Source organism: Microbacterium sp. HMH0099 (genome assembly GCF_049384025.1).
Lineage (GTDB): Bacteria > Actinomycetota > Actinomycetes > Actinomycetales > Microbacteriaceae > Microbacterium.
The window spans coordinates 23,505-48,430 of sequence record NZ_JBMRJR010000005.1 but is presented as its reverse complement, the minus strand read 5'-3'; the positions used below and the strand labels follow the sequence as shown (position 1 = coordinate 48,430).

Here is a 24,926-nt window from a genome sequence, read left to right as displayed (position 1 = left end):
GGGCTCGCGTTGCCGTGCGAGCCCGGCAGCTCGCAAGTGGCCCCGGGGCGCGGAGGGTGGCCCCGGGGTCACTCGCGCCGCACGGCGGACTCGCGCAGACTTTTCGGCATCCCGAAATCTCGCTAGGGTTTCGGTATGCCGAAAAATACGATGGATGCCGCCCTCACGACGGCCGCCCCGGACAGGCGCCACCGGCCGGGGCGGGCCGCCTGGCTCCTCGGCCCGGCGCTCGTCGCCGGCGTCGCGTACCTGGACCCAGGGAACGTCGCCAGCAACATGACGGCCGGGGCGGTCTTCGGCTACCTGCTGGTCTGGGTGGTCGTGCTCGGCAACGTGATGGCCTGGCTCATCCAGTACCTCTCGGCCAAGCTCGGCATCGTGACGGGCGAGAGCCTCCCGCAGGTGCTGGGCCGCCGCATCCGCCGTCCGTGGGCTCGGCGCGCGTACTGGCTGCAGGCCGAGCTCGTCGCGATGGCCACCGACGTCGCCGAGGTCATCGGCGGCGCCGTCGCGCTCAACCTCCTCTTCGGCGTCCCGCTCGTGTGGGGCGGGGCGATCACGGGGGTCGTGTCGATGCTGCTGCTCGTCGTGCAGTCCCGCCGCGGCGCGCGCGCCTTCGAGACCGTGCTCATCGGGCTGCTGGTCATCATCGCCGCGGGCTTCACCTTCGGTCTCTTCCTCGCGCCGCCGGACGCGGGCAGCGTGGTCGAGGGTCTGGTCCCGCGGTTCGAAGGGACGAGCTCGGTGCTGCTGGCGGCATCCATCCTCGGCGCCACGATCATGCCCCACGCGATCTACGCCCACTCGGCGCTCACCCGCGACCGCTTCGCCCCCGCGGCGCCGGCGACCACCCCGGCGACCGGCGCCACGGCCGGCCCGACGACCGATGCCTTCCCGACCGCCGCCACCCCGGCCGAGGCCACTCCCCCCGCCCGCGCCCCCGTCGCCGCCTCCGGCGCCGACCTGGAGCGGGCCCGCGGCATCGCCACCCCGCGCCTGCTGCGTGCCACCCGCTGGGACGTCACGATCGCCCTCGCCGTCGCCGGCACCGTCAACCTGGCGATCCTGCTGCTCGCCGCCGCGAACCTCGCCGGCGTCGACGGCACGGACAGCCTCGAGGGCGCCTACACGGCCCTCCGCGACGGGCTCGGGCCGCTCGTCGCGACGATGTTCGCCGTGGGCCTGCTCGCCAGTGGCCTGGCCTCGACCTCGGTGGGCGCCTACGCCGGCGCGGAGATCATGCACGGCCTCCTGCGCGTCCGCGTCCCGCTCCTCGCCCGGCGGCTCGTCACCCTCCTCCCGGCGCTCGGCATCCTGGCCCTCGGCGTCGACCCCACGCTCGCGCTCGTGCTGAGTCAGGTCGTGCTGTCGTTCGGCATCCCGTTCGCCCTCGTGCCGCTGGTCGCCCTGACCGCACGGCGGGACCTGCTCGGCGCCTACCGCAACCGCATGCTGACCACGGTCGCGGGAGTCCTGGCATCCCTCTTCCTGATCACGCTCAACGGGGTGCTCCTCTGGCTGGTCTTCACCGGCGCATAGACTGACGCCCGTGGAATCGCCCGTGGCCGACGACTACCTCAAGGCCATCTACCACCACACCGAGTGGCAGGACGACCCGATCACGCCGTCGCAGCTCGCGACGGTCCTGGGACTCGCCCCCTCGAGCGTGACGGAGATGGTCAAGAAGCTCGCGGCGCAGGGGCTCGTGACGCATCGACCGTACGGCCCGGTCTCGCTCACCCCCGCGGGGCGGAAGCGGGCGGCCGGGGTCATCCGTCGGCACCGTCTCGTCGAGACCTGGCTGGTCCGCGAGTTCGGCTACGCCTGGCACGAGGTGCACGACGAGGCCGAGGTCCTGGAGCATGCGCTCAGCGAGCGTCTGCTCGACGGCATCGACGACCGCCTCGGTCACCCCCGGTTCGACCCGCACGGGGATGCGATCCCGGATGCCACCGGCGCCGTGCACCGCGAGCCCTTCGTCCTGCTCGCCGAAGCCGCGTCGGGTCATTCCGGCCGCGTGCTGCGCGTGAGCGACCGGGACCCGGAGCTGCTGCAGGCCATGGTGGAGCGGGGGATCGACGTGGGCCACGAGCTGGAGGTCGTCGGGGACGGCGTCGTGCGCGCCGACGGCGTCGCGGTGACGCTGCCGGCGGGGGCGCCGACGTCGGTCTGGCTCACGCGCTGACCCCCGGGTCTCGGCCGCGCTCGCGCCGACCCCCGCGCTGACTTGTCGCATATGCACGCCAGGGAGCGCCTCTGGCGTCCATATGCGGCAACTCACCGCCGTGGGTGCGAGGTCCCTGAAGCGCTGACTTGGCGCATATGCACGCCAGGGAAAGACTTGGGCGTACATATGGGGCAAGTCACCGTCGTCGGAGCGGCGTCCCTGAAGCGCTGACTTGGCGCATATGCACGCCAGGGAGCGCCTCCGGCGTACATATGGGGCAACTCACCGCACAGGAGAGCGGCGTCAGGCGCGGCGGACCTTCGCGAACGGCCAGCGCACGTGCGTGGCCTTCTCGCACGCCTCCCAGAGGCCGGCACCCAGCGCGTCGCCGCGGGTCCGCCGGGCCGGCGTCGCCCGGCGCGGCCGACCGCGCGCGACGAGCGCGGGGCCGTACATCTGCCCGCCCTCGGCGAGCGGGTCGACGAGCGCGCGGACGAGGGACCACGCCCCCTCCTCCTTGGACTGCGTGACGGGCGCCTGAAGGTTGTCGAGGAACCGCGACAGGCGCGACGGCTCGTTGACCCCGCGGATGCCGCGCGTCCGGCCGCTCGTGGAGTAGCCGGGGTGCGCGACGAGACTTTCGACCGGGACGTCGTGGGCGCGCAGCCGACGATCGGCCTCGAGCGCGAGCGCGGTCGTCGCGGCCTTGGACTGGACGTACGCGCGCCAGGGCGTGTAGCCCTCGGTCAGCTCGGGGTCCGTGGGCACGTGGTTCCAGAGCGACGTGGACATGCTGCCCACCCACACCATGCGCCCGCGCGCGGCGGCGAGCGGCTTGAGGAGCTCCCCGCCGAGCGCGAAGTGCCCCAGGACGTTCGTCGCGAAGACGAGCTCGTGCCCGCCGGCCAGCTGCCGCTCCTTCGGCGGATGCACGACCCCCGCGTTGAGCAGGAGCCCGTCGAGGCGGCCCCGCGCGCGGACCGTCGCCGCGGCGGCACGCACCGACCCGAGGTTGCTCGTGTCGAGCAGGAGCGTCTCGATGTCGGCATCCGGAGTGCTGCGCAGCACGGCCGCCTTCGCCGTGACGAGCTTGTTCGGATGGCGTCCGGTGAGGATGACGTGCGCGCCGGCGCCGGCGAGCTGCTCGCACGCGAAGAAGCCGAGACCGCGGGTGGCGCCGGTGACGAGGTACGTGCGCCCCGAGAGGTCGCGAAGGCTCTCGGGGTCCCAGTCGTCGCGCGTCACCCCTCGACACTAACGAGAACACTCCCCGCCGTCACGGGTGCATTCCGGAAGGGGAATGCGGCCCGCTCGGAAGTTTTTTCCCGCGGCGCGTGACGAATCCGCCGCTCGACACGTCTCCATGGTGAACAACGCTCCGCACGGCGAACCCGCCGCTTGCGACGTCGATACGAGAAAGGGACAGATCATGGGTCTGGACGACAAGATCAAGAACGCCGCTCAGGACATCGTGGGCAAGGCCAAGGAGACCATCGGCAACGCCACCGACAACGACAAGCTCGCCGCCGAGGGCAAGGCCGACCAGGCCAAGGCCGACGCGAAGAAGGCCGGCGAGAACGTCAAGGACGCCTTCAAGTAAGCAGGCGCGACGGAACGGGGGCGGGGCCGCGAGGCTCCGCCCCCGTTGCGTCTTCCCGCCGGCCCCGAGGGGTACGCGGTGCCCGCGGAAGTGCCGGGTCTAGGCTGAGCGCATGCGAACCCGGCAGGACATCGAGTGCTGGCTGACCGACATGGACGGCGTGCTCGTCCACGAGAACACCCCGATCCCCGGAGCGTCCGAGCTCCTGGCGCAGTGGCGCGCCGAGGGGACGCCCTTCCTGGTGCTCACGAACAACTCGATCTTCACCCCGCGCGACCTGAGCGCGCGCCTGCGCGCGTCCGGACTGGTCGTGCCCGAGGCATCCATCTGGACCTCCGCACTCGCGACCGCGGACTTCCTCAAGGCGCAGATGCCCGGCGGGTCCGCCTTCGTCATCGGCGAGGCCGGACTCACCACGGCCCTCCACGAGGCCGGGTTCATCATGACCGAGACCGTTCCCGACTACGTCGTCGTCGGCGAGACGCGAAACTACTCCTTCGAGGCGATCACGAAGGCGATCCGCTTCATCCGCGCGGGCGCGCGGTTCATCGCGACGAATCCGGATGCCACCGGCCCCTCCACCGAAGGCGTCCTCCCCGCGACGGGCGCGATCGCGGCGCTCATCACGAAGGCCACCGGCAAGGAGCCCTACATCGTGGGCAAGCCGAACCCGATGATGTTCCGGTCGGCGCTGAACCGCATCGGGGCGCACAGCGAGAACACCGGCATGATCGGCGACCGCATGGACACCGACATCGTCGCCGGCATCGAGGCCGGGCTGCACACGGTGCTCGTGATGACGGGGATCAGCGATCAGCACGAGATCGAGAAGTACCCGTTCCGTCCGGACGAGATCCTCGGCTCCGTCGCCGAGCTCGTGCGCGACGAGCCGGTCGAGACGGACCTCGCCGACGGCGAGGACGGACTGTCCGCGGGGATCTGAGGGGATCGAGCGCATGGATGACCGCACACTCTGGCTGATCGTCGCCTTCTTCATCACCGCCGGCACGCTCGTGGCGTTCATCGTGCAGTGGGTGCGCGGACGGCGCGGCGGCGGGCACGATCCGTTCGACGGCCCCGGCCCGGACGACGACACCCCGCGCTGACGCCGGCCGCCGTTCCGGGACAGGCAGCGGCGCCGGGACAGGCAGCGGCACGGGAACAGGCCGCGGCGCCGGGACGCGGCACGGGAACAGGCAGCGGCGCCGGGACAGGCAGCGGCACGGGGACAGGCGGATCCGCGGCGAAACGGCATGTCCTCGCCGTGGCGCCTGTCGCCGGTGAGGCGGGTTACTGCGGCTGCAGGCCCAGATCGTCGAGGTCGATCGAGCCGAGCCACTGCAGCCCCTCGGCCTCGACGGCGGCCTGGGCGCCGGTCTTGCGGTCGACGACGACGGCCACGGCGACCACCTCGGCGCCCTCGCGGCGCAGGACCTCGACGGCCTTCAGCGCGGACTGACCGGTGGTCGAGGTGTCCTCGACGACGACCACGCGCTTGCCGGCGACGTCGGCGCCCTCGACCTGACGGCCGCGGCCGTGGTCCTTGGGCTCCTTGCGCACGACGAACGCGTCGAGCGGACGGCCCGCGCGCACGGACTCGTGCATGACCGCGTTGGCGATCGGGTCGGCGCCGAGCGTGAGGCCGCCGACGGCGACGACCCCGTCGATGTCCTTGACGAGGTCCAGCACCAGGCGGCCGATGGCCGGTGCGGCCCGGTGGTCGAGGGTCAGCTTGCGCATGTCGACGTAGTACGTCGCCTTCTTGCCGCTCGAGAGGGTGAAGTCGCCGTGGAACACCGCCTCGTCCGAGATGAGGCGGATGAGCGCCTGACGGTCTGCTTCGAGCTCGGGCGTGGAGGCGGCGGTCACGCCGTCGAGTCTATTGCGAATGGATGCCAGGGCCCGTGGCATCCATCCCCCTCGCCGCCCTGCGGAGTCGGGGTCCGTGTCGGGCACCGGAGCCGGGCATACTCGAGCCGTGCAGAAGAAGGGCTCCGCTCAGCTGATCGCAGCCCTCGAGGCAAGCGGGCGCGACGTCGATCCCGACGCCCGCGAGGAGGCGAAGCTGCGCGCGGGCACCGACGACGCCGTCCGGCGCGCGCTCGCCGAGCACTACCGCCGGATCCGCCAGCCGGCGCAGGCCGGGCGCTGGGGCATCGTCTTCCCGGGATGGGCGAGACCCCACGAGGTCGCGCAGCTGCGGCTCTGGCTCGCCGGCACCGCCGACCGCGGCGACTACGTCCGTCGAAGCCTGTCGCTCGCGGCATCCACGCCCCTCCCTCACGCCGTCGCCGATCTCTCGGACCCTGCCCTGCGGGAACGACGCCCGGGCGCGCGACGAGAGACCGTCGCCGAGGTCAGCGGCTGCGTGGCGACGGCCCTGCTGGCGGCGGTCGCCCTGGTGCCGGTGGTCGGTATCGGGAAGGTCATCGTGGACGGCCTCGCCGGGGTGAGGTCGGCGGACGGGCCCGTCCTGGTGGTGACGGCGGCCGTCCTCCTCGGGCTCGCGCTGGTGTTCGGCCTCATCAGGACCGTCCGACCGCGGCTCGGCCTCGATCCGACGTTCTTGCAGATGCGCGCCGCGGAACTCATGACCACCCGACCGCGCGAGGGACGGGCGATGCTGCGCGCGCTCGTCGCCGTCGACGATACGGACACGGCGCGACATGCTCTCGTCGACGACGCGCGCCGTCGTGGGCGTCCGGCTGAGGCGGCACGGTGGGGATGCACCATCGCGGGACTGACGACGGCGGAGGAGCGTTCGGCCTACGCCGACGTGCTGCTCAGCGGAGAGCGCCCGGCGTACGCCGACGATCGCCTGCTCGACGCCTCCCGCGTGCCGTATGACGACCCCAGCGCGGGCGACGTCGACGCGGTGCGGGCGCTGCTCGGAGTACGCCCGCCCCGGCCCCCTGTCGACCTCCCCCCGCCCGACGGCGGGCCGCGAATGCGGTTTCTGCTCCTCGCCCTCCTCAGCATCCCCGTCGGGGCGGGCGTCATCGTGTGGAGCGACGCTGCGCCCCGCGTGATCGCGTCGCTGAGCCTGGCCTTCACCGCCGGCATGTGGACCGTGCTCTTCGCTATCGCCGCGGTGCAGCACCCCCGCCGACCCGCCACCGGCCTGATGTCGACCGCCATCGTCAGCGCCATCGCGACGGGCGCGGCCGTCGTCTTCGCGTTCGTCTGACCGTCGCCGTTCCTCGATCCGAGTGGCGATTCAGACGACGCCCCCGCGGGCGTCGGGTGTCGGCGGCCGAAAGTAGGCTGGATGCCATGCGCTTGGCCACCTGGAACGTCAACTCCATCCGTGCTCGCATCGACCGCACGGTCGAGTTCTGCGTCCGCGAGCACATCGACGTGCTGGCGATGCAGGAGATCAAGTGCAAGACGGAGCAGTTCCCGTACGCCGCCTTCGAGGAGGCCGGCTACCACGTGGCCGCGCACGGACTGAACCAGTGGAACGGTGTGGCGATCGCCAGCCGCGAGCCGCTCGAGGACGTGGAGATCGGCTTCCCCGGCATGCCGGGCTTCGAGAAGGGCAAGGAGGGCCCAGACCTGCCGAAGGAGGCCCGCGCGCTCGGCGCCACTGTCGGCGGCGTTCGCGTGTGGAGCCTGTACGTGCCGAACGGTCGCTCGCTCGACGACCCGCACTACGTCTACAAGCTCGACTGGCTGGAGGCGCTGCGGCAGTACACCGCGGACCAGCTCGCGGCCGACCCGGGCCTCGCGCTCGCGCTGACGGGCGACTTCAACATCGCCCCGACCGACGACGACAACGGCGACCCGACCGTCGTGGAGGGCGCCACCACCCACGTCTCCCCGCCGGAGCGCGCCGCATTCGCCGCGTTCGAGGCGGCAGGGCTGACGGACGTCGTCCGCCCGCTCATCCCCACCGGGTACACCTACTGGGACTACAAGCAGCTGCGCTTCCCCCGCAACGAGGGGCTGCGCATCGACTTCATCCTCGGGTCCCCGGCGTTCGCCGACGCCGTGCAGGGCGCCGAGATCCACCGCAACGAGCGTAAGGGCGAGGTCCCGAGCGACCACGTCCCGGTCGTCGCCGACCTCGACCTCACCGGCGAGGACGACGACGACCTGCCGATGATCTTCGGCTGACGCGGCGCCGCTTCGGCGGCATCCGGGTACTGTTCCGCCCGCGCGGCGGGCTCGTCGGCGCGGAACGCGGCGGCGCGGAATCGGATCAGAGCGCCGGAATCGGAGCGACTGGGCGGACCGGTCCGAATCCGAGGCATCCATCCGAATCTGCTGACCGCCACGTCGCTCGATCCTGCGGCGCGGAATCGGATCAGAGCGCCGGAATCGGAGCGACTGGGCGGAAAGGTCCGAATCCGAGGCATCCATCCGAATCTGCTGACCGCCACGCCGCGCGATCCTCGCAGTCCGGCACGCTTCTCGCAGATGCGCGACCGGAACTGCGAGAGAGCCGCGATTCTGCGCGGAGCGCGGATCGCGGCGGCGCGGAATCGGACCGGAGCACCGAAATCGGAGCGATCGAGCGGAAAGGTCCGAATCCGAGGCATCCATCCGATTCCGCGACGCCCGCGCGAGCTCCGCACCTCCGCGCGACCCCGCCCCGGCCCCCGGTCACCGGCCCCCGGCCCCCGGCCCCCGCAAACTTTTCCCGCGCGCTGTCGATTCCGCTGGTCGCCGTTCGACGCGATAGTAAGGGGAGGCATTCGCTCCCCTCAGATCGCTCCAGAGAGCACCGACGAGAAGAGTTCACGATGAAGTTCATGCTGATCATGCGCGGCACCGACGAGGCGTACGCCGCGTACAAGCAGATCCCCTTCGAGCAGATCATCAACGACATGGGCGCGTACAACGAGTCCATGATGACCGCGGGCGTCCTTGTGGCCGGCGACGGCCTCGCCGAGGACATGAGCAAGAATTTCGTCGTGGAGTTCGGCGGGGAGGAGCCGGTCGTCACCGATGGCCCCTACGGCGAGACGCACGAGCTGTTCAACGGGTTCTGGATCATCGAGGTGTCCACCCGCGAGGAGGCGATCGAATGGGCGCGGCGCGCGCCGCTGATCGCCGGGAACAAGCTCGAGGTGCGCCGGGTGACCGACGAGACCGACTTCGCGGCCTTCGCCGACAACGAGTACATCCAGAAGGAGGAGGGCTGGCGCGAGGAGCAGGCCTCGCGGTGACCACCGACGTCGCGCGACGCGTCGCGGCGATCTGGCGCATCGAAGGCGCCCGGGTCGTCGCGACGCTCGCGCGCGTGGTCGGCGACCTCGGCACGGCCGAGGACCTCGCACAGGATGCCGTCGCGGAAGCCCTCGTACAGTGGCCGCGCGACGGCATCCCGAACAATCCCGGCGCGTGGCTGACGACCGTCGCCAAGCGCCGCGCGATCGACGGCTGGCGTCGACAGCAGAGACTGGAGGAGCGGTACCGGCTGCTGGGCGCGGACCTCGAAGACGTCCCGGATGCCGTCTGGCAACCCATCCCCGACGACGTGCTGCGACTGGTGTTCGCTGCGTGCCATCCGGTGCTGTCGCGGGAAGCGCAGGTGGCGCTGACGCTCAAGGTGGTCGGCGGCCTCGACACCGAGGCGATCGCGCGGTTGTTCCTCGTCCCGGTGCCGACGATGCAGCAGCGGATCGTCCGCGCGAAGAAGGCGCTGAGCGCGGCACGGGTGCCGTTCGCGGTGCCGGAGCCGTCGGAGTGGCCGGCGCGGCGGGCGGCGGTGCTCACGGTGATCTACCTGGTCTTCACCGAGGGCTACGGCGCGAGCTCCGGCGACGCGGTGCTGCGCACCGAGCTGGCGCACGAGGCCATCCGACTGGGTCGCGTGCTCGGCGCCCTGCTCCCGCGCGAGCCCGAGGTGCTCGGGTTGTCCGCGCTCATGGAGCTGCAGGCCTCGCGCTTCGCGGCCCGCGTCGATGTGCACGGGGATGCCGTCCTCCTCGCCGACCAGGACCGTCGCCGCTGGGACCGGTCGGCGATCGCACGCGGGCGGGATCTCCTTCAGCGGGCAGACGCCCTGGACCGGGGGCGCGGCCCGTACGCGCTGCAGGCCGCGATCGCCCTCTGCCACGCGGAGGCGCGGAGCGTCGAGCACACCGACTGGGACCGCATCGTGCTGCTGTACGAGATGCTCGGTCGGATCGCGCCGAGCCCCGTCGTGGAGTTGAACCGTGCGGTGGCGGTGTCGATGGCATCCGGTCCCCTCGACGCCCTCGCGATCGTCGACGGGCTCGCCGGCACCGGGGCGCTGAAGGGATCGCACCTCCTCCCCTCGGTGCGCGGGGAGCTGCTGTCGCGGCTGGGCCGGACGCGCGAGGCGCGTGAGGAGCTGCGCTCGGCCGCGGAGTCGACCCGGAACGAGCGCGAGGCGGCGCTGCTGCGACGGAAGGCCGACGCGCTGTCCGATTAGCCGCCGCCCGACGAGAGTGCGGAAGACGAATACCGCTGCGGCGAACGACGGCGGGGCCGGAGCGAACCCCGACCCCGCCGAGACCGTGCGTCAGGCCGCGGGGACCTCGGCCGGCTTCACGCGCTCGATGAGCGTGACGAGCGCCTCGATGATCGAGCGGAGGAACGCGGCGGTCGACTCGTCGGTGACGGTGCCGTCCTCCTCGAAGAGGCCGGGCGTGGACTGGATGTAGCCCTCCGGCTGGCCGAGGACGAGGGCGTTGTAGTGCAGGAGGACCGAGCGAAGGTGCTGCTGGCCGGCAGCGGTGGCGATGCCGCCCTGCGAGGTGCCGATGACGGCGGTCGGCTTGTCGTTGAAGGACGCCTCACCGTAGGGGCGCGCCGACCAGTCGAGGGCGTTCTTGAGGACGCCGGGGATGGAGCGGCTGTACTCGGGCGTGACGATGAAGACGCCGTCGGCATCCTCGATGGCCTTCTTGAAGTCGATCGCGACCTGGGGGAAGTTCCCGTCGGCGTCGGGCGAGTAGAAGGGGAGGTCCTTGATCGGGATCTCCTTGAGCGTGACGCCCTCCGGGGCGACCTTCTCGAGCGCCTTCGCCAGACGGCGGTTGATGGACGTGCTCGAGATGCTTCCGACGATGTAGCCGATCGTGTGGTCCGTCACGATGATCCTCCTGTGTGGGTGTCGTCGGCGGCGCGCGGCCGCCAGGTACATTCACGGGAAAGGATCCCGGATGCCCCTGTATTCCCGACCCGCTTGACGGACGGATGCCGGGGGTGCAGGGCTCCGCTCACCGCAGGGCCCCCGCCCCGCCAGGGGAAGAGACGCTCACGTCTCCCGGGGTGCGCCCGCCACCTGCGTCGCAAGGAAGCGCGCCGGCTTCAGCGACAGACGCGGCTCCGCCTCCCGCAGGACCGCGATGACGCGGAGCTCGTCGTCGGCGCTGACACCCGCCGCGGCGACGACCTCGCTCGCCCACTGTCGGGCAGCCGCGAGGCTCCCGCGCTCGACGGAGGGGAACAGCTCCCGCAGCTCGTCCCGGGGGTCGGCACGGTCTCCCCAGAGCAGCTTGTCCAGTCTCGCCATGTTCGACGTCCTCTCGTTAGGACGGAGCGCGCGGCATCCGTCGGGTCGGACGGAACGCGCGGCGTCCGTCCGTCAAGCCTCGCCCGCCCCGGGCGGCATGCACCTCCCCCGGACGACGGAATCGCCCCTGGGGCGGCGGGATGACCCAACCTAGACTGTTGGACGTGTCCACCCCCTCGCGAGGACCCGTGACCGCCACGGCACGCCACCGCACTCCGACCGCCGAGGGAACCGCGCGACCCGTCTCCACGAACCGCGTCGACCTCGTCCTCGGCGCCGTCGTCCTGTTCGGCGCTCTCGTGAGCGCGGGCCTGACGGCGATCTCCGGCTACTACGGCAGCGTCGACGTGGCCGGCCTCGCGGTCCCCTACGCGCTCGTCCTGGGTGCCGCCGTGGCCCTGCGGCGGAAGTGGCCCGCCACGATGCTCATCGTTGTCGCCGTCGCGTACTTCGTGGCCGTGACCATCGGCATCCCGGAGCTCTACGCGGGCAACGTCAGCCTGTTCATCGTCTTCTACACCGTCGGCGCGCACGTCCCGGACCGGCGACGGGCCCTCGTCATCCGGGTGGTGGTGATGGTGGCGATGGCCGCTTGGCTGACGGTCACCATCGTTCAGGCCGCCCTCTCCGGCCTCGATGCCGGGACGCTCGGCCCCTCGCAGGTGCCCGCGTTCGTCGCCAGTCAGCTGGCGGGCCTGCTCATCAACGTCCTCTACTTCGGCGGCGCCTACTACTTCGGGGAGCGCTCGCATCAGCAGGCGCAGGAGCGGGCCGCCCTGGAGCAGCGCACGGCGGAGCTCGAGGCCGAGCGGGAGGTCACCGCCGCGCAGGCCGTCGCCCTCGACCGCGTGCGTATCGCCCGCGAGCTGCACGACGTCGTCGCGCACCACGTGTCGCTGATGGGCGTGCAGGCCGGCGCCGCCCGCTCGGTCCTCACGCGCGACCCGGAGAAGTCCCGCGACCTGCTCACGGGTGTCGAGGAGTCGGCGCGCACGTCGCTGCGGGAGCTGCGCCAACTGCTGGAGACCCTGCGCACGTCCGGCGGCGACGCCCCGGACACGGCGCCCACGACGCACGGCCTCGCGACGATCCCGGCCCTCGTGGGGGAGGCGACCGAGGCGGGTCTTGCCACGACGTTCACGGTCATCGGGGAGATCGACGCGGAGCCGTCCCCGCTCCTGCAGGTCAACCTGTACCGGATCGCTCAGGAGGCCCTGACCAACGCCCGGCGTCATGCGGGTCCGGGCGCCACCGCCGACGTCCGACTGCGCTTCGACCCGGATGCCGTCGAGCTCGAGATCGCCAACACCGGCCGACACGGTCCCGTGCGCACGGGCCTCGGGCACCTGGGCATGCGCGAACGCGCCGCGGTCTCGGGCGGCACCGTCGAGATCGGCCCGCGGACCCGCGGCGGCTACCTCGTGCGCGCCCGTCTGCCGCTCACCTTCGCGGCGGACGCATCCGCCCCGACCCCTCCGGAGGCGACCCGTGCCTGAGCTGCGCGTGCTGCTCGTCGACGACCACGCCATGATGCGCGCGGGTTTCCGCACCATCCTGACCCTCGAGGACGACATCGACGTCGTCGGGGAGGCGTCCACGGGGCTCGAAGCGCTCGCGGTCGCCCGCCGCACGCGTCCCGACGTCATCTGCATGGACGTGCAGATGCCCGACATGGACGGGCTCGAGGCGACCCGACGCCTCCTCGCCGACCCGGATGTGGACGCCGCCGTCCTCATCGTCACCACGTTCGACAGCGACGACTACGTGTTCGCCGCCCTGGCCGCCGGCGCCAGCGGGTTCCTGCTGAAGAACGCCGGCCCCGAGGAGCTCGTCGCGGCGGTGCGCGTCGTGGGCGCCGGCGACGCGCTGCTCGCCCCCGAGGTCACGCGCCGGGTCATCGAACACTTCGCCGGGCGCGGCGGGGAGGCCGCGGCATCCCTCCCTCCCCGCGTTCCGCCTCTGACGCTCGGCGAACCGCTGACCGATCGGGAGTCCGAGGTGCTGCGCCTCGTCGCCGAGGCCTTGAGCAACGCCGAGATCGCCGCACGCCTGTTCATCGGCGAGGCGACGGTCAAGACGCACGTGTCCAACGTCCTGCAGAAGCTCGGCGCCCGCGACCGCGTGCAGGCGGTCGTGCTCGCGCACCGGCACGGCCTGGCCTGAGCGCCGAGCCTTCCCCGCGATACCTCGGCCGGTACCGCTCCCGGGAGGCCCCCGAGCGACGGCGCTCCGCCCGCGCGACCGCTCTCCCCCGCACGACGGTCTCCCCCGCGCGACGGCTCCCCCCCGCACGACGGCTCTCCCCCGCACGGGGGAGGACGGCAACCCCTCCCCCGACGGATGCCGCCGCGCCCGGCCCTCACTAGCGTGAGGGGACGAGGAGAGGGGACGACTGTGCTCGAACTGGACGGCATCACCAAGAGCTACGGCGGACGCCGCGTGCTCGACGACGTGAGCTTCGCCGTGGCCCCGGGGCGGCTCACGGGATTCGTCGGCGGCAACGGCGCGGGCAAGACCACCACGATGCGCATCGCGCTCGGGGTGCTCGCCAAGGACGGCGGGACCGTCGCGCTCAACGGCGCGCCCGTGACGACGGCGGACCGCCGCCGCTTCGGCTACATGCCCGAGGAGCGCGGGCTGTACCCGAAGATGAAGGTCGTCGAGCACATCGCCTACCTGGCCCGCCTGCACGGCTTCGGCAAGGCCGAGGCGACGAAGAAGGCCACGGCGCTGCTCGAACGACTCGGGCTCGGCGAGCGCCTCGGCGACCTCGTCGAGACGCTGTCGCTCGGCAACCAGCAGCGCGCGCAGATCGCCGCCGCGCTCGTGCACGAACCCGACGTGCTGATCCTCGACGAACCGTTCTCGGGCCTCGATCCGCTCGCCGTGGACGTCGTCGCCGGCGTCCTTCAGGAGAAGGCCGCGACGGGAGCGGCCGTGCTGTTCTCGTCGCACCAGCTCGACGTCGTCGAGCGGCTGTGCGACGACCTCGTCATCATCGCCGGCGGCACCATCCGCGCGACCGGCACCCGCGAGGAGCTTCGCGCACAGCACGCGACGCACCGCTACGAGCTGCTGTCGCACGGCGACGCGGGCTGGCTCCGGGAGGAGTCCGGCGTCTCCGTGATCGACTTCGACGGCGGCTACGCACTCTTCGACGCCTCCGACGACGAGGCCGCGCAGCGGGTGCTCCGCCAGGCCGTCGCCCGCGGCGACGTCGCCAGCTTCGCCCCGCAACGCCCGACCCTGGCCGAGATCTTCAAGGAGGTCATCCAGTGAGCACGCAGACCCCCACCGGGCACCGGTCCCCCGGCGAGCTGCAGAGCGTGTGGCTCGTCGCCGAACGAGAGATCGGCTCCAAGCTGCGCAGCAAGGCGTTCGTCATCTCGACCGCCTTCCTCCTCGTCGCGGCCCTCGCGAGTGTGCTGTGGGGCGGGTTCGCCGCAGGCGACGCGCGATCGGACTCCGGCATCCCCGTCGCCGTGACCTCTCAGACCGAGAGCGCGGTGACGGGCGTCGCGGGTCTCGACGTGACCGTCGCCGACTCCGACGACGCGGCCCAGGCGCTCGTCGAGGACGGGACGGTGGATGCCGCCCTCGTCCCGAATCCGTCGGGCGGGTCGTTCGACTACACCGTGCTCGTGGAGGACAGCGTCCCCTCGGCGCTCCTGCAGCTGCTGAGCGAGTCGCCCCCGGTGCAGATGCTCGACCCGGCGGCGGGAGCGGCCGACGCCCTGCGCTACCTGATCGCCTTCGGCTTCGGCCTGGTGTTCCTCATCGCCGCGAGTACGTTCGGCGGCACGATCGCGCAGAGCGTCGTCGAGGAGAAGCAGACGCGCGTGGTCGAGATCCTGATCTCGGCGATCCCCGTCCGCGTGCTGCTGGCGGGCAAGGTGCTCGGCAACACCGTGCTGGCGATGGCGCAGATCGTGCTCCTCGCCGCGATCGCGGTCGTCGGTCTGAGCGTGACCGGACAGGCGAGCGTGCTGACGACCCTGGGCGCTCCGATCGCGTGGTTCGCGGTGTTCTTCCTGTTCGGGTTCGTGCTGCTGGCGTCGCTGTTCGCCGCGGCGGCCGCGATGGTCTCCCGTCAGGAGGACATCGGCTCCACCACGACCCCGCTGACGATGCTCGTGCTCGCGCCGTACTTCCTCGTGATCTTCTTCAACGACAACCCGCTCGTGCTGGCGATCATGTCCTACGTGCCGTTCTCCGCCCCGGTCGGGATGCCGCTGCGCCTGTACATCGGCGACGCGCAGTGGTGGGAGCCGCTGCTGTCGCTGCTCATCCTCGTCGCGGCGTGCGTCGCCGCGATCCTCGTCGCCGCGCGCATCTACCAGAACTCGCTCCTGCGCATGGGCGCACGCGTCAAGCTGGCCGAGGCCCTGCGCGGCTGACACCCCCGCCGGTTCGTCCGGGGATGGATGCCGCCGCCTCGCGGCATCCATCCCCTCCTCCGTCGCGCGAGGTCAGCCCTCGAGGACGGCGAGGACGTTGCCGGCCGGGTCGCGGAACCACGCGATGGCCGGGCCCATCTCGCGCATGATGCCGCGGGAGTCGGTGGGGAACTCGGCGTCGTCGTAGATCTTGGTGTCCACCCCGCGGGCGGTGAGGTCGTCGACGGCGGCGTCGATGTCGTCGACGGGGAAGTTCAGCACGGTGAACGACGCCGGCTCGTGATTCAGCTTGCCGTAGACGAGCACGCGGCCGCCCGAGCCCAGCGTCAGCTGCAGGAAGCCGGAACCCTCGAGCACCTCCACGTCGAGGCCGAGGGTGTCCTGGTAGAAGCGCCGGGCCGCGTCGAGGTCGTCGACCGAGAAGCCGCTGAACGCGTGGTCGATGGTGAACATGGACGTCCTCTCGTCGGGAGTGATGCGTCCAGGGTCCTCCGTGTCGGGCGCGCTGTCGAGGGCGCTGCCGAGAAGGCCGGCGCCCCTGCCGTAAGTTCGACCGGAATGCGACGCTTCCGTTCGCTCCGACCCGCCCCACGAGAGAAGGACTCCCATGCACCTCGCCACCCTCGCGACCTCGTACCGCGTCGACCTGCCCGCGTGGATCGGGGACGAGCTCGCCGATGTGCCGGACGTCATCCCGGACCGCACCGAGCGCATGCGTCTCGTGCACCGCCTCGCCGCCCGCAACTTCCGCGAGGGCAACGGCGGCCCGTTCGCCGCTCTCGTCGCCGAGACCGCCACCGGACGCATCGTCTCGGTGGGGGTGAACGTCGTGCTGGGCAGCAACGTCTCCAGCGGGCACGCCGAGGTCACCGCGCTCGGTCTCGCGCAGACTGCGCTGGGGTCGTGGGATCTCGGAGGAGAAGGGATGCCGAGCCACGAGCTCGTCGTCAACTGGCGCCCCTGCATCCAGTGCTACGGCGCCACGATGTGGTCGGGCGTGCGCACGCTCGTCGTCGCCGGGGAGGGACCCGAGCTCGAGGCGATCACGACGTTCGACGAAGGCCCCCTCACCTCGGACTGGGCGGCCGAGTTCGAAGCGCGCGGGATCGAGGTCGTGCAGGACGTCCTGCGCGACGAGGCCCTCGCCGTCTTCCGGGACTACCGGGCGATGGTCGATGCCGGCGGCGCTCTCGTCTACAACGCCCGCAGCGGCGAGAACGCAGGCGAGGCGACTGCGGCGCGCTGAGCCCGGCCCGGCGGTCCCCCAGCGGTCCGGCGCGGTCATCCGGTCGGGCGGCCGGTGGGGCCTTCCGCGCGTCACCGTGCCGGCCCGACCCCGCGGGACGGCCGGTCAGTCGGTCGGCGGGGCCGTGGCATCCAGGGCGTCGGCCGCACCGACGAGCGCGAGGTGCGAGAGCGCCTGCGGGGTGTTGCCCACCTGCCGGCCGCTCACCGGGTCGTACTCCTCGGACAGCAGGCCCCGGTCGTTCGCGACGGCGGTGGCGCGCCGCATCAGCGCGACCGCGTCGTCCCGGCGACCGCTGCGCGCGTACTGCTCGACCAGCCAGAAGGTGCAGGCGAGGAACGGATGCTCGTCACCGGCGAGACCGTCGACGCCCGTGGTCCGGTAGCGCAGCAGCCAGCCGTCGGGCATCAGGGTCTCCTCCATGCGGGCCACCGTGGCCAGCATCCGCGGATCGTCGGGGGCGCAGAACCCGACCTGCGGGAGGATCAACAGGGATGCGTCGACCTCGTCCGTGTCGAAGTGCTGGGTGAACCAGCCGCCGGTGTGGACGCCGCGGCGGTCGATGTCATCGCGAACCCGGTCGCGGAGAGCGCGCCAAGTCGCGACGTCGCCGTCCTGACCGGCCTCCTCGACGGCCCGGATGCCACGGTCGAAGGCCGCCCACACCATGGCCCGGGAGTGCGTGAAGAAGTGCGGGTCGCCGCGCATCTCCCAGATGCCGTTGTCGGGCCGGTCGACCCAGTGCGTGAGCTGATCCAGAAGCGCCCGCTGCAGCGCCCACGAGAACGACGTCTCCTCCACACCCGCGTGCCGGGCCGCCTCGAGCGCGACCATGACCTCGCCGATGACGTCCGCCTGGTACTGGCCCACGGCGGCGTTGCCGATGCGGACCGGTGCGGCGCCCTCGTAGCCGGGCAGGCTGTCGATCTCCCGCTCGGGGAGATCCCGCTCCCCCGCGATCCCGTACATGATCTGCACGTCCGCGGGGTCGCCCGCGATCGCGCGCAGCAGCCAGTCGCGCCACCGACGGGCGGCGTCGAGGTAGCCGTGGTCGATGTAGGCGGCCAGCGTGAGCGCCGCATCGCGCAGCCACACGTAGCGGTAGTCCCAGTTGCGCGCGCCGCCGAAGGCCTCGGGCAGCGAGGTGGTCGCCGCGGCCACGATCCCGCCGGTCTCGGCGTGGGTGAGCGCCCGGAGCACCAGCAGAGACCGCGTGACGTGCGCGGCATGCGAGCCGGCGGACTGCACGCGCCCCGCCCATTCGGCCCACCAGTCACGGGTGCGCTGGAGGGCGGCATCCACGTCGAACGGTCCCGGCGCGGGCTGCCAGGACGGGCCCCACGACAGCACGGAGTCCACGTTCTCGCCCGCGGCGGTGGTCCAGCGGGCGAGGTGCGCGGTGTCGACCGCGATGAGCCGGGGGCCGCGGAGGACGACCGCGTCCGGGCCCGCGACGGCGAGGATCGCGTGCTCCCCGTCGCGGCCGACCTGGCGCACCCAGGGCACGGCACGGGCGTAGTCGAAGCGCAGGCGCACCTCGCTGACGAAGTCGACCTCGCCGGAGATGCCGACGACACGACGGACGAGGGAGTCGCCGTCGTCGACGGGCATCGCGTCGTGCACCTCGGCGATGCCCGTCGAGGTCTCCCACCTCGTCACGAGCACGAACGTGTCGCCGTCGTAGCGGCGCGTCGACCGGGCATCCGCATCGGCCGGACGGAGCGACCAACTCCCGTGGGACCGGTCGCCGAGCAGGGCTCCGAACATCGAGCCGCTGTCGTAGCGCGGCAGGCATAGCCAGTCGACGCTGCCCGCGGACGACACCAGCGCGGCGGAGCGGCAGTTGCTCAGAACGGCGTAGTCCTCGATCGGAGTGCTCACCTTCGGATCATTGCAGGCCGAGACTCCTCCACAGGAGGGCTTTTCCGATGGAGTTTCCACGAAGGTTCCGCAAGCCTCTGGGCACGAGACACGGCGTGGATACAGTGAGGCCCATGACGGCCGACACGACCCTGATCATCCTCGGAGCCTCCGGCGACCTCACCTCGCGACTGCTCCTGCCGGCCCTCGGCCAGCTGCTCGCGCGCGAGCCGAAGCGCTCGGTGCGCCTGCACGGCGCCGGCATGGAGGACTGGACCGACGAGCACTGGCGCGACGTCGTGCACAAGGCCTTCCAGTCGATGGATGCCGAGGCCGCGTTCGACGCGGTCTCCGCGACGACGTACTCGCAGGCCGACATCACGAAGGCGGCCGATCTCCAGACCCTGCTCGACGAGGCCGAGGGGCGCCCGGCGCTGTACTTCGCCGTCCCGCCGGCCGTCACCGAGAAGGCCTGCGTCGCCCTCGCCGACGTGACCATCCCGGACGGCACCATCCTCGCGCTCGAGAAGCCGTTCGGCACCGACGAGGCCAGCGCGCACCGGCTCAACGGGCAGCTCGCGTCCCTCGTGCCCGAGGAGCAGGTCTTCCGCATCGACCACTTCCTCGGCCGCTCGACCGTACTCAACCTGCTCGGGGTCCGCTTCGCCAACCGCCTCATCGAGAGCGTCTGGTCGGCGGACGACATCGCCGCCATCACCGTGGACTTCCCCGAGAAGCTGGGCCTCGAAGGTCGCGCCGGGTACTACGACACCGCCGGCGCGCTCGTCGACATGATCCAGAGCCACCTGCTGCAGGTGATGGCGTTCATCACGATGGAGCCGCCGTCCAGCCTCGACCAGCTGGACCTGCGCGACGCCACCTCGGCGGTTCTGCGCGCCACCCACGTGCTCGACGACGACCCCGTGAAGAACTCGCGCCGCGCCCGCTACACCGCCGGCGACGTCGGCGACCGCCACTTCGTGTCGTACGTCGACGAGCCGGGCGTCGACCCCTCGCACGAGACCGAGACCCTGGCCGAGATGACCGTCGAGGTGCGCACCGCACGATGGCAGGGCGTCCCCATCACCCTGCGATCCGGCAAGGGACTGGATGCCGGCTACCCCGCGGTGACCGTCACCTTCAAGCCCGTGCGGCACCTTCCCGGCGGCTTCGTCGGCGAGAGCGACCCCTCGAAGCTCGTCTTCTCGCTCGGCCCCGACACGATGAGCCTCGAGCTCAACGTCAACGGCGCCGACGACCCCCTCGAGCTCGAGCGCGTGACCCTGGCCGCCGACCTCGGCGCGGGCGCGTTGAAGGCGTACGGCGAAGTCTTGTCGGGCATCCTCGACGGCGACGCGATGCTCGCCGTCCGCGGCGACGCCGCCGAGCAGTGCTGGCGCATCGTGCAGCCCGTGATCGACGCGTGGCGGCAGGGCAAGGTGCCGCTCGACGAGTACCCGGCGGGCTCCGCGGGACCGGAGTCCTGGCACGCGACGCCGGCCCCCGCGTCGGCGGGCTGACGAACGGCTGCGGCGGGCTGACAGGCGGCGTTCCGCGCTACGACATCGACCGTCATACGGGAACAGGATGCCGCCCGATGGCGTTCACTGGTGCGGGTCGATGATGCCCCGCTCATCCGATTCTTCGCTGGAGGCCCCCATGTCCACCACTCTCGACCGCGTCGCCCCCACCGACGCCCCCATCCTCGACGTGCTCGCCGAGCGCTGGAGCACCCGCGTCTTCGATCCTGAGACGCCCATTGATGAGGCGGCCCTCCGCTCCGCCCTTGAGGCCGCCCGCTGGGCACCGTCCGGCATGAATCATCAGCCGTGGCGTTTCATCGTCGCCCGCCGCGGTACCGAGGCGCACGACCGTCTCTCCGCGGCCCTCATGGGCTTCAACCAGGCCTGGGCCCCCGCCGCGGGCGCGCTGCTGGTCGTGCTGGCCGAGACCGAGACCGAGGACGGCGAGGCCCGCGCGTGGGCGTACTACGACGCCGGCCAGGCCGCCGCCCACTTCACGGTCCAGGCGCACGCCGAGGGCCTCGCGACCCACCAGATGGGCGGCTTCGTGGCCGAGGACCTGCGCGCGGCCTTCGACGTCGAGCCGCGCTTCGCCCCCGTCACGGTGATCGCCGTCGGCGCGCTCGGCGACATCGATGCCGCCGAGGAGGGCCTGCGTCAGCGCGAGCTCGCGCCGCGCCAGCGCCGCCCCATCGCCGAGTCCCTTCTCGTCGACGCCTGATCCGCGGCATCCCTCCGCGAACGCCCCCTGCACCGAAACGCCTCACCCGGCGCACTTCGGGCAGGGGGCGTTTCGCGTCGCCGCGGCGCCGGCGGGGTCAATCTGCAGGGCCGAGCCGGGCTCCACCGCCCCACCCGCCCCTCGCGGCGACTCCCGCACCACCGGTCCTGCAAACGCGCGCGCAAGCACCACTCCCGCCCCACCAGTCCTGCAAACGCGCGCCATAGCGCGCGCCGCCGCTACTCGACGATCTCCGCCTCGATGACGTCGTCGTCGCCCGCCTCGGCTGCCGGACCGGCGCTGGCCAGCACGAGCGACTCGCCGTCCGAGGCGACGTCGACGCGGACGAGGTCGCCGTCGCGCACGCTGCCGGCCAGGATCGCCATGGCCAGGCGGTCCTGCACCTCGGACTGGATGAGCCGACGCAACGGCCGGGCGCCGTACACCGGGTCGTACCCGCGCTCGGCGAGCCACGACCGGGCGTCGGGCGTCACCGCGAGGGTCAACCGGCGCTCACGCAGCCGCTTGTGCAGCGCGTCGACCGTGAGCTCGACGATCTGAGCGAGGTCGTCCTCGGTGAGGGCCTGGAAGATGACGATGTCATCGAGACGGTTGACGAACTCCGGCTTGAAGGCCTGCCGCACGAGCGCCTGCACCTGGTCCCGCTTGGTCTGCAGCGACAGCGTCGGGTCGATGAGGATCGGCGAGCCGAGATTCGACGTCAGGATCAGGATGACGTTGGTGAAGTCGACCGTCCGACCCTGGCCGTCGGTCAGGCGACCGTCGTCCATCACCTGCAGCAGCACGTCGAACACCTCGGGGTGCGCCTTCTCGACCTCGTCGAGCAGCACGACGCTGTACGGACGACGGCGCACCGCCTCCGTCAGCTGCCCACCCTGCTCGTACCCGATGTACCCGGGAGGGGCACCGACCAGCCGGGCGACGGAATGCTTCTCGCCGTACTCCGACATGTCGATGCGCACCATCGCGTGCTCGTCGTCGAAGAGGAAGTCGGCCAGCGCCTTGGCCAGCTCCGTCTTGCCGACGCCGGTGGGGCCCAGGAAGAGGAACGAGCCCACGGGCCGGTTGGGGTCGCTGATGCCCGCGCGCGAGCGGCGCACCGCGTCGGACACGGCCTTCACGGCATCCTTCTGCCCGATGAGCCGCTTGCCGAGCTCGCGCTCGAGGTGGAGCAGCTTCTCGGTCTCGCCCTGCAGCAGGCGCCCCACGGGGATGCCCGTCCACGCGGCGATGACGGCCGCGATGTCCTCGTCGGTGACCTGCTCGTTGACCATCCGGTCGCCCGTGGGCTCTTCGCGCTCGGCCAGCATCAGCTCGCGCTCCAGCGCCGGGATGTCGGCGTACAGCAGCCGGGACGCCCGCTCGAGGTTGCCTTCGCGCTGTGCGCGCTCGGCGTCGACACGGGCGGCATCCAATCGGGTCTTCAGATCGCCGACGCGGTTCAGCGACGCGCGCTCCCGCTCCCACCGGGCCTGCAGCTCGTCGAGCTTCGCCTGCTCCGACGCGAGGCTCTCGCGCAACGTCGCGAGGCGCTCCTTGGACGCCGCGTCCTTCTCCTTCTTCAGTGCGAGCTCCTCGAGCTTCAGCCGGTCGACGTGACGCCGCAGCTCGTCGATCTCCAGCGGGGCGGAGTCGATCTCCATGCGCAGCCGTGACGCCGCCTCGTCGATGAGGTCGATGGCCTTGTCGGGCAGCTGGCGCGACGGGATGTAGCGGTTGGACAAGGATGCCGCGGCGACCAGCGCGGCGTCGGCGATGGCGACCTTGTGGTGCGCCTCGTACCGCTCCTTGAGGCCGCGCAGGATGGCGATGGTGTCCTCGACGGTGGGCTCGCCGACGTACACCTGCTGGAAGCGGCGCTCCAGGGCGGCATCCTTCTCGATGAACTCGCGGTACTCGTCGAGCGTCGTGGCGCCGATCAGGCGGAGCTCGCCGCGAGCCAGCATGGGCTTGAGCATGTTGGATGCCGCGACCGATCCCTCCCCGCCGCCCGCCCCCATGAGCACGTGCAGCTCGTCGATGAACGTGATGACGCGACCGTCGGACTCGGTGATCTCCTTCAGGACGCTTTTCAGCCGCTCCTCGAACTGGCCGCGGTACATCGCCCCCGCGACGAGCGCGGAGATGTCGAGCGCGACGAGCTCCTTGTTCTTCAGGCTCTCGGCGACGTCGCCCGCGACGATGCGCTGGGCGAGCCCCTCGACGACGGCGGTCTTGCCGACGCCGGGCTCGCCGATGAGGACGGGGTTGTTCTTGGTGCGACGCGTGAGCACCTGACTGACCCGCCGGATCTCGCCGTCGCGCCCGATGACGGGATCGAGCTTGCCTTGACGGGCCCGGTCGGTGAGGTTGATGCCGAACTGCTCGAGGGCGCTGCGCGCGTCCTCCTGCCCCGGCTGTTGTGTGGCGTTCATGTGGTCTCCCGAAGTTTCTGCGCAGAACTTGAGCCGCGCTGACTCAAGTTTACCAGCGGTCCCGAAAGGGAGCAATGGATGCCACCACCTCGGCGCCCCGCTCGCGCACCCCTTGCGCCCCATGGCGCGGCGTGTGCCAGGACCGCGGGGCCGCGCGACCAGGGACCGCGGGGCCGCTCAGGCGAGGACCGGCTCGGCGCTCTGCAACGCCGGCGCGGGGCCGGCCATGGCGGCCTCCCCGCACGAGAAGCGGGCGCGGTACGCGGTCGGGGTGAGTCCGAGCGTCCGGGCGAAGTTCTGCCGCAGCACCGCGGCGGACCCGAATCCGCACTCCGTGGCGATCCGGTCCAGCCCGAGATCGGTCTCTTCCAGCAGCCGCTGCGCGTGCAGCAGGCGCTGCCGGGCGAGCCAGGCCGCCGGGGTCGCCCCGAAGTCGGCCTTGAACCGCCGAGCGAACGTCCGGGGCGACATGTGCGCGCGGGCCGCGAGGCGCTCGACGGACAGGTCGGCATCCAGGTGCTGCATCATCCACTCGGTGACGGGCGCGAGCGACATCGATGCGCTGACCGGCAGCGGCGACGCGATGAACTGCGCCTGTCCCCCGTCGCGCAACGGCGCGACGACCATACGCCGGGCGATGCGGTTGGCGAGCTCGGACCCCAGCTCCTGCCGGAGCAGATGCAGGCAGGCGTCCAGGCCGGCGGCCGTGCCCGCGCTGGTGATGATGCGACCGGACTGCACGTACAACACATCGGGGTCGACGTCGATGGACGGGTGCAGCCGGCTCATCGTGTCGGCGTACATCCAGTGGGTGGTGGCGCGCTGACCGTCGAGGACGCCCGCGGCGGCGATGACGAACGCCCCGCTGCAGACGCTCAGCAGCCAGGCGTCGCGGGCGTGCGCCGCGCGGACCACCTCGATGACGCGCGGGTCGACGTCGTCCCACTGCGCGCGCGGGATCGGCGCGAGCACGACGATGTCGGCATCCCGGGCATCCTCCAGTCCGCGCTCGACATTGACCGAGAACCCGATGTTGGACGGCACGACGCCCGGGTCCGGCGCGACGATGCGGAAGTCGAAGTTCGGGATGCCGTCGTCGCTGCGGTCCAGCCCGAAGGCCTCGCAGGCGAGACCGAACTCGAAGGGGGCGAAGCCGGGCTGAATGACGACGGCGACCGATCGCATGGCGACCTCCGGTGTGGCAGGAATCGAACGAACAGCGTCCACTATGCCACTCGAGGCGGTATCACGCCAGGCGTAGCTTTCCTGCCATGGCACTGCTGATCATCCTCCTGGCCCTTTCGCTCCTCGGGATCGCCGCCACCGTCCACGCGATGGCGACCGACGGCTACCGCCGTATCCCGGTCGATCCCGCACGACGACCCGAGGCGCCGCCGCGCGCCGCGTCGACCGGGGCGTCTTCTCGGGTCCCTTCCCGCGACGAGTGCGGCGTGCCGACGCTGCGGGTCCACCCCACCGCGTGACGCG

25 protein-coding genes are annotated in these 24,926 nt (G+C 71.8%); 17 read left to right on the top strand and 8 right to left on the bottom strand.

Annotation, left to right across the window (positions count from 1 at the left end):
* Positions 1 to 150 precede the first annotated feature (150 nt).
* Together ACO03V_RS12200 and ACO03V_RS12195 are read left to right on the top strand one after the other, a co-directional pair.
* Complete coding sequence (locus tag ACO03V_RS12200) at positions 151 to 1,539, top strand: Nramp family divalent metal transporter (RefSeq protein ID WP_423137981.1); 1,389 nt, start codon at positions 151 to 153, stop codon at positions 1,537 to 1,539.
* Between the two features lie 10 nt (positions 1,540 to 1,549).
* Positions 1,550 to 2,185, top strand: a complete 636-nt coding sequence (locus ACO03V_RS12195) for a metal-dependent transcriptional regulator (RefSeq protein ID WP_367728354.1) — start codon at positions 1,550 to 1,552, stop codon at positions 2,183 to 2,185.
* Positions 2,186 to 2,470: 285 nt separating this feature from the next.
* On the opposite strand, the gene ACO03V_RS12190 is transcribed toward ACO03V_RS12195, so the two are convergent.
* Positions 2,471 to 3,412, bottom strand: coding sequence for an SDR family NAD(P)-dependent oxidoreductase (locus ACO03V_RS12190; protein WP_367728352.1), 942 nt, complete (start codon positions 3,410 to 3,412; stop codon positions 2,471 to 2,473).
* 184 nt (positions 3,413 to 3,596) lie between these two features.
* Between ACO03V_RS12190 and ACO03V_RS12185 the strand changes: the two genes are divergently transcribed.
* From ACO03V_RS12185 to ACO03V_RS12175, 3 genes are all read left to right on the top strand, one after another.
* On the top strand, positions 3,597 to 3,767 hold the full coding sequence (locus ACO03V_RS12185; RefSeq protein ID WP_367728351.1) for a CsbD family protein: 171 nt from the start codon (positions 3,597 to 3,599) through the stop codon (positions 3,765 to 3,767).
* A 112-nt stretch (positions 3,768 to 3,879) separates the two neighbouring features.
* Positions 3,880 to 4,710: an HAD-IIA family hydrolase gene (locus tag ACO03V_RS12180; protein WP_367728348.1), complete on the top strand. Its 831-nt coding sequence runs from the start codon at positions 3,880 to 3,882 to the stop codon at positions 4,708 to 4,710.
* Between the two features lie 13 nt (positions 4,711 to 4,723).
* A complete protein-coding gene (locus tag ACO03V_RS12175) occupies positions 4,724 to 4,873 on the top strand; it encodes a hypothetical protein (RefSeq protein WP_367728346.1) in 150 nt (49 codons plus the stop codon).
* Positions 4,874 to 5,057: 184 nt separating this feature from the next.
* Here the strand turns inward: ACO03V_RS12175 and pyrE are convergent, their stop codons facing one another.
* Positions 5,058 to 5,636 (bottom strand): orotate phosphoribosyltransferase, encoded by a 579-nt coding sequence (pyrE, locus tag ACO03V_RS12170; protein ID WP_387055799.1) that lies wholly within the window; start codon positions 5,634 to 5,636, stop codon positions 5,058 to 5,060.
* A gap of 109 nt (positions 5,637 to 5,745) precedes the next feature.
* On the opposite strand from pyrE, the gene ACO03V_RS12165 reads away from it, so the two are divergent.
* The 4 genes from ACO03V_RS12165 to ACO03V_RS12150 all read left to right on the top strand — a co-directional run bounded on the left by ACO03V_RS12165 (position 5,746) and on the right by ACO03V_RS12150 (position 10,170).
* Entirely contained in the window at positions 5,746 to 6,954 is a 1,209-nt protein-coding gene (locus tag ACO03V_RS12165) for a hypothetical protein (RefSeq protein WP_423137770.1), read from the top strand.
* An 86-nt stretch (positions 6,955 to 7,040) separates the two neighbouring features.
* The gene (locus tag ACO03V_RS12160) at positions 7,041 to 7,883 is read left to right on the top strand and encodes an exodeoxyribonuclease III (protein WP_423137769.1); all 843 of its coding nucleotides are present in this window, start codon (positions 7,041 to 7,043) and stop codon (positions 7,881 to 7,883) included.
* 629 nt (positions 7,884 to 8,512) lie between these two features.
* Positions 8,513 to 8,938, top strand: coding sequence for a YciI family protein (locus ACO03V_RS12155; RefSeq protein WP_367728334.1), 426 nt, complete (start codon positions 8,513 to 8,515; stop codon positions 8,936 to 8,938).
* Complete coding sequence (locus ACO03V_RS12150) at positions 8,935 to 10,170, top strand: RNA polymerase sigma factor (protein ID WP_423137768.1); 1,236 nt, start codon at positions 8,935 to 8,937, stop codon at positions 10,168 to 10,170. Before ACO03V_RS12155 ends, ACO03V_RS12150 begins: the two co-directional genes overlap by 4 nt.
* Positions 10,171 to 10,260: 90 nt before the next feature.
* Here the strand turns inward: ACO03V_RS12150 and ACO03V_RS12145 are convergent, their stop codons facing one another.
* Together ACO03V_RS12145 and ACO03V_RS12140 are read right to left on the bottom strand one after the other, a co-directional pair.
* Positions 10,261 to 10,833, bottom strand: coding sequence for an NADPH-dependent FMN reductase (locus ACO03V_RS12145; RefSeq protein ID WP_423137767.1), 573 nt, complete (start codon positions 10,831 to 10,833; stop codon positions 10,261 to 10,263).
* A gap of 165 nt (positions 10,834 to 10,998) precedes the next feature.
* The gene (locus tag ACO03V_RS12140; RefSeq protein WP_423137766.1) at positions 10,999 to 11,256 is read right to left on the bottom strand and encodes a hypothetical protein; all 258 of its coding nucleotides are present in this window, start codon (positions 11,254 to 11,256) and stop codon (positions 10,999 to 11,001) included.
* 164 nt (positions 11,257 to 11,420) lie between these two features.
* On the opposite strand from ACO03V_RS12140, the gene ACO03V_RS12135 reads away from it, so the two are divergent.
* From ACO03V_RS12135 to ACO03V_RS12120, 4 genes are all read left to right on the top strand, one after another.
* Positions 11,421 to 12,752: a sensor histidine kinase gene (locus tag ACO03V_RS12135; RefSeq protein WP_423137765.1), complete on the top strand. Its 1,332-nt coding sequence runs from the start codon at positions 11,421 to 11,423 to the stop codon at positions 12,750 to 12,752.
* Complete coding sequence (locus ACO03V_RS12130) at positions 12,745 to 13,419, top strand: response regulator (protein WP_423137764.1); 675 nt, start codon at positions 12,745 to 12,747, stop codon at positions 13,417 to 13,419. The genes ACO03V_RS12135 and ACO03V_RS12130 overlap by 8 nt, the downstream gene beginning before the upstream one ends.
* 231 nt (positions 13,420 to 13,650) lie before the next feature.
* Complete coding sequence (locus ACO03V_RS12125) at positions 13,651 to 14,535, top strand: ABC transporter ATP-binding protein (protein ID WP_423137763.1); 885 nt, start codon at positions 13,651 to 13,653, stop codon at positions 14,533 to 14,535.
* Positions 14,532 to 15,653, top strand: a complete 1,122-nt coding sequence (locus tag ACO03V_RS12120; RefSeq protein ID WP_423137762.1) for an ABC transporter permease — start codon at positions 14,532 to 14,534, stop codon at positions 15,651 to 15,653. Before ACO03V_RS12125 ends, ACO03V_RS12120 begins: the two co-directional genes overlap by 4 nt.
* A 72-nt stretch (positions 15,654 to 15,725) precedes the next feature.
* On the opposite strand, the gene ACO03V_RS12115 is transcribed toward ACO03V_RS12120, so the two are convergent.
* The gene (locus ACO03V_RS12115) at positions 15,726 to 16,106 is read right to left on the bottom strand and encodes a VOC family protein (protein WP_423137761.1); all 381 of its coding nucleotides are present in this window, start codon (positions 16,104 to 16,106) and stop codon (positions 15,726 to 15,728) included.
* A gap of 154 nt (positions 16,107 to 16,260) precedes the next feature.
* On the opposite strand from ACO03V_RS12115, the gene ACO03V_RS12110 reads away from it, so the two are divergent.
* A complete protein-coding gene (locus tag ACO03V_RS12110; RefSeq protein WP_423137760.1) occupies positions 16,261 to 16,899 on the top strand; it encodes a nucleoside deaminase in 639 nt (212 codons plus the stop codon).
* A 105-nt stretch (positions 16,900 to 17,004) separates the two neighbouring features.
* Here the strand turns inward: ACO03V_RS12110 and ACO03V_RS12105 are convergent, their stop codons facing one another.
* Positions 17,005 to 18,780, bottom strand: coding sequence for a glycoside hydrolase family 15 protein (locus ACO03V_RS12105; RefSeq protein WP_423137759.1), 1,776 nt, complete (start codon positions 18,778 to 18,780; stop codon positions 17,005 to 17,007).
* 113 nt (positions 18,781 to 18,893) lie between these two features.
* Here ACO03V_RS12105 and ACO03V_RS12100 point away from each other — a divergent pair, with 113 nt between their 5' ends.
* Entirely contained in the window at positions 18,894 to 20,279 is a 1,386-nt protein-coding gene (locus tag ACO03V_RS12100) for a glucose-6-phosphate dehydrogenase (protein ID WP_423137758.1), read from the top strand.
* A gap of 139 nt (positions 20,280 to 20,418) precedes the next feature.
* A complete protein-coding gene (locus tag ACO03V_RS12095) occupies positions 20,419 to 21,003 on the top strand; it encodes a nitroreductase family protein (protein WP_367728315.1) in 585 nt (194 codons plus the stop codon).
* Positions 21,004 to 21,242: 239 nt separating this feature from the next.
* On the opposite strand, the gene ACO03V_RS12090 is transcribed toward ACO03V_RS12095, so the two are convergent.
* Entirely contained in the window at positions 21,243 to 23,438 is a 2,196-nt protein-coding gene (locus ACO03V_RS12090) for an ATP-dependent Clp protease ATP-binding subunit (protein WP_423137757.1), read from the bottom strand.
* Positions 23,439 to 23,615: 177 nt separating this feature from the next.
* Positions 23,616 to 24,623 (bottom strand): GlxA family transcriptional regulator, encoded by a 1,008-nt coding sequence (locus ACO03V_RS12085; RefSeq protein WP_423137756.1) that lies wholly within the window; start codon positions 24,621 to 24,623, stop codon positions 23,616 to 23,618.
* Between the two features lie 86 nt (positions 24,624 to 24,709).
* Between ACO03V_RS12085 and ACO03V_RS12080 the strand changes: the two genes are divergently transcribed.
* Positions 24,710 to 24,922 carry a hypothetical protein gene (locus ACO03V_RS12080; protein ID WP_423137755.1) on the top strand — a complete coding sequence of 71 codons (213 nt, stop codon included), beginning with the start codon at positions 24,710 to 24,712 and terminating at the stop codon, positions 24,920 to 24,922.
* Positions 24,923 to 24,926 lie beyond the last annotated feature (4 nt).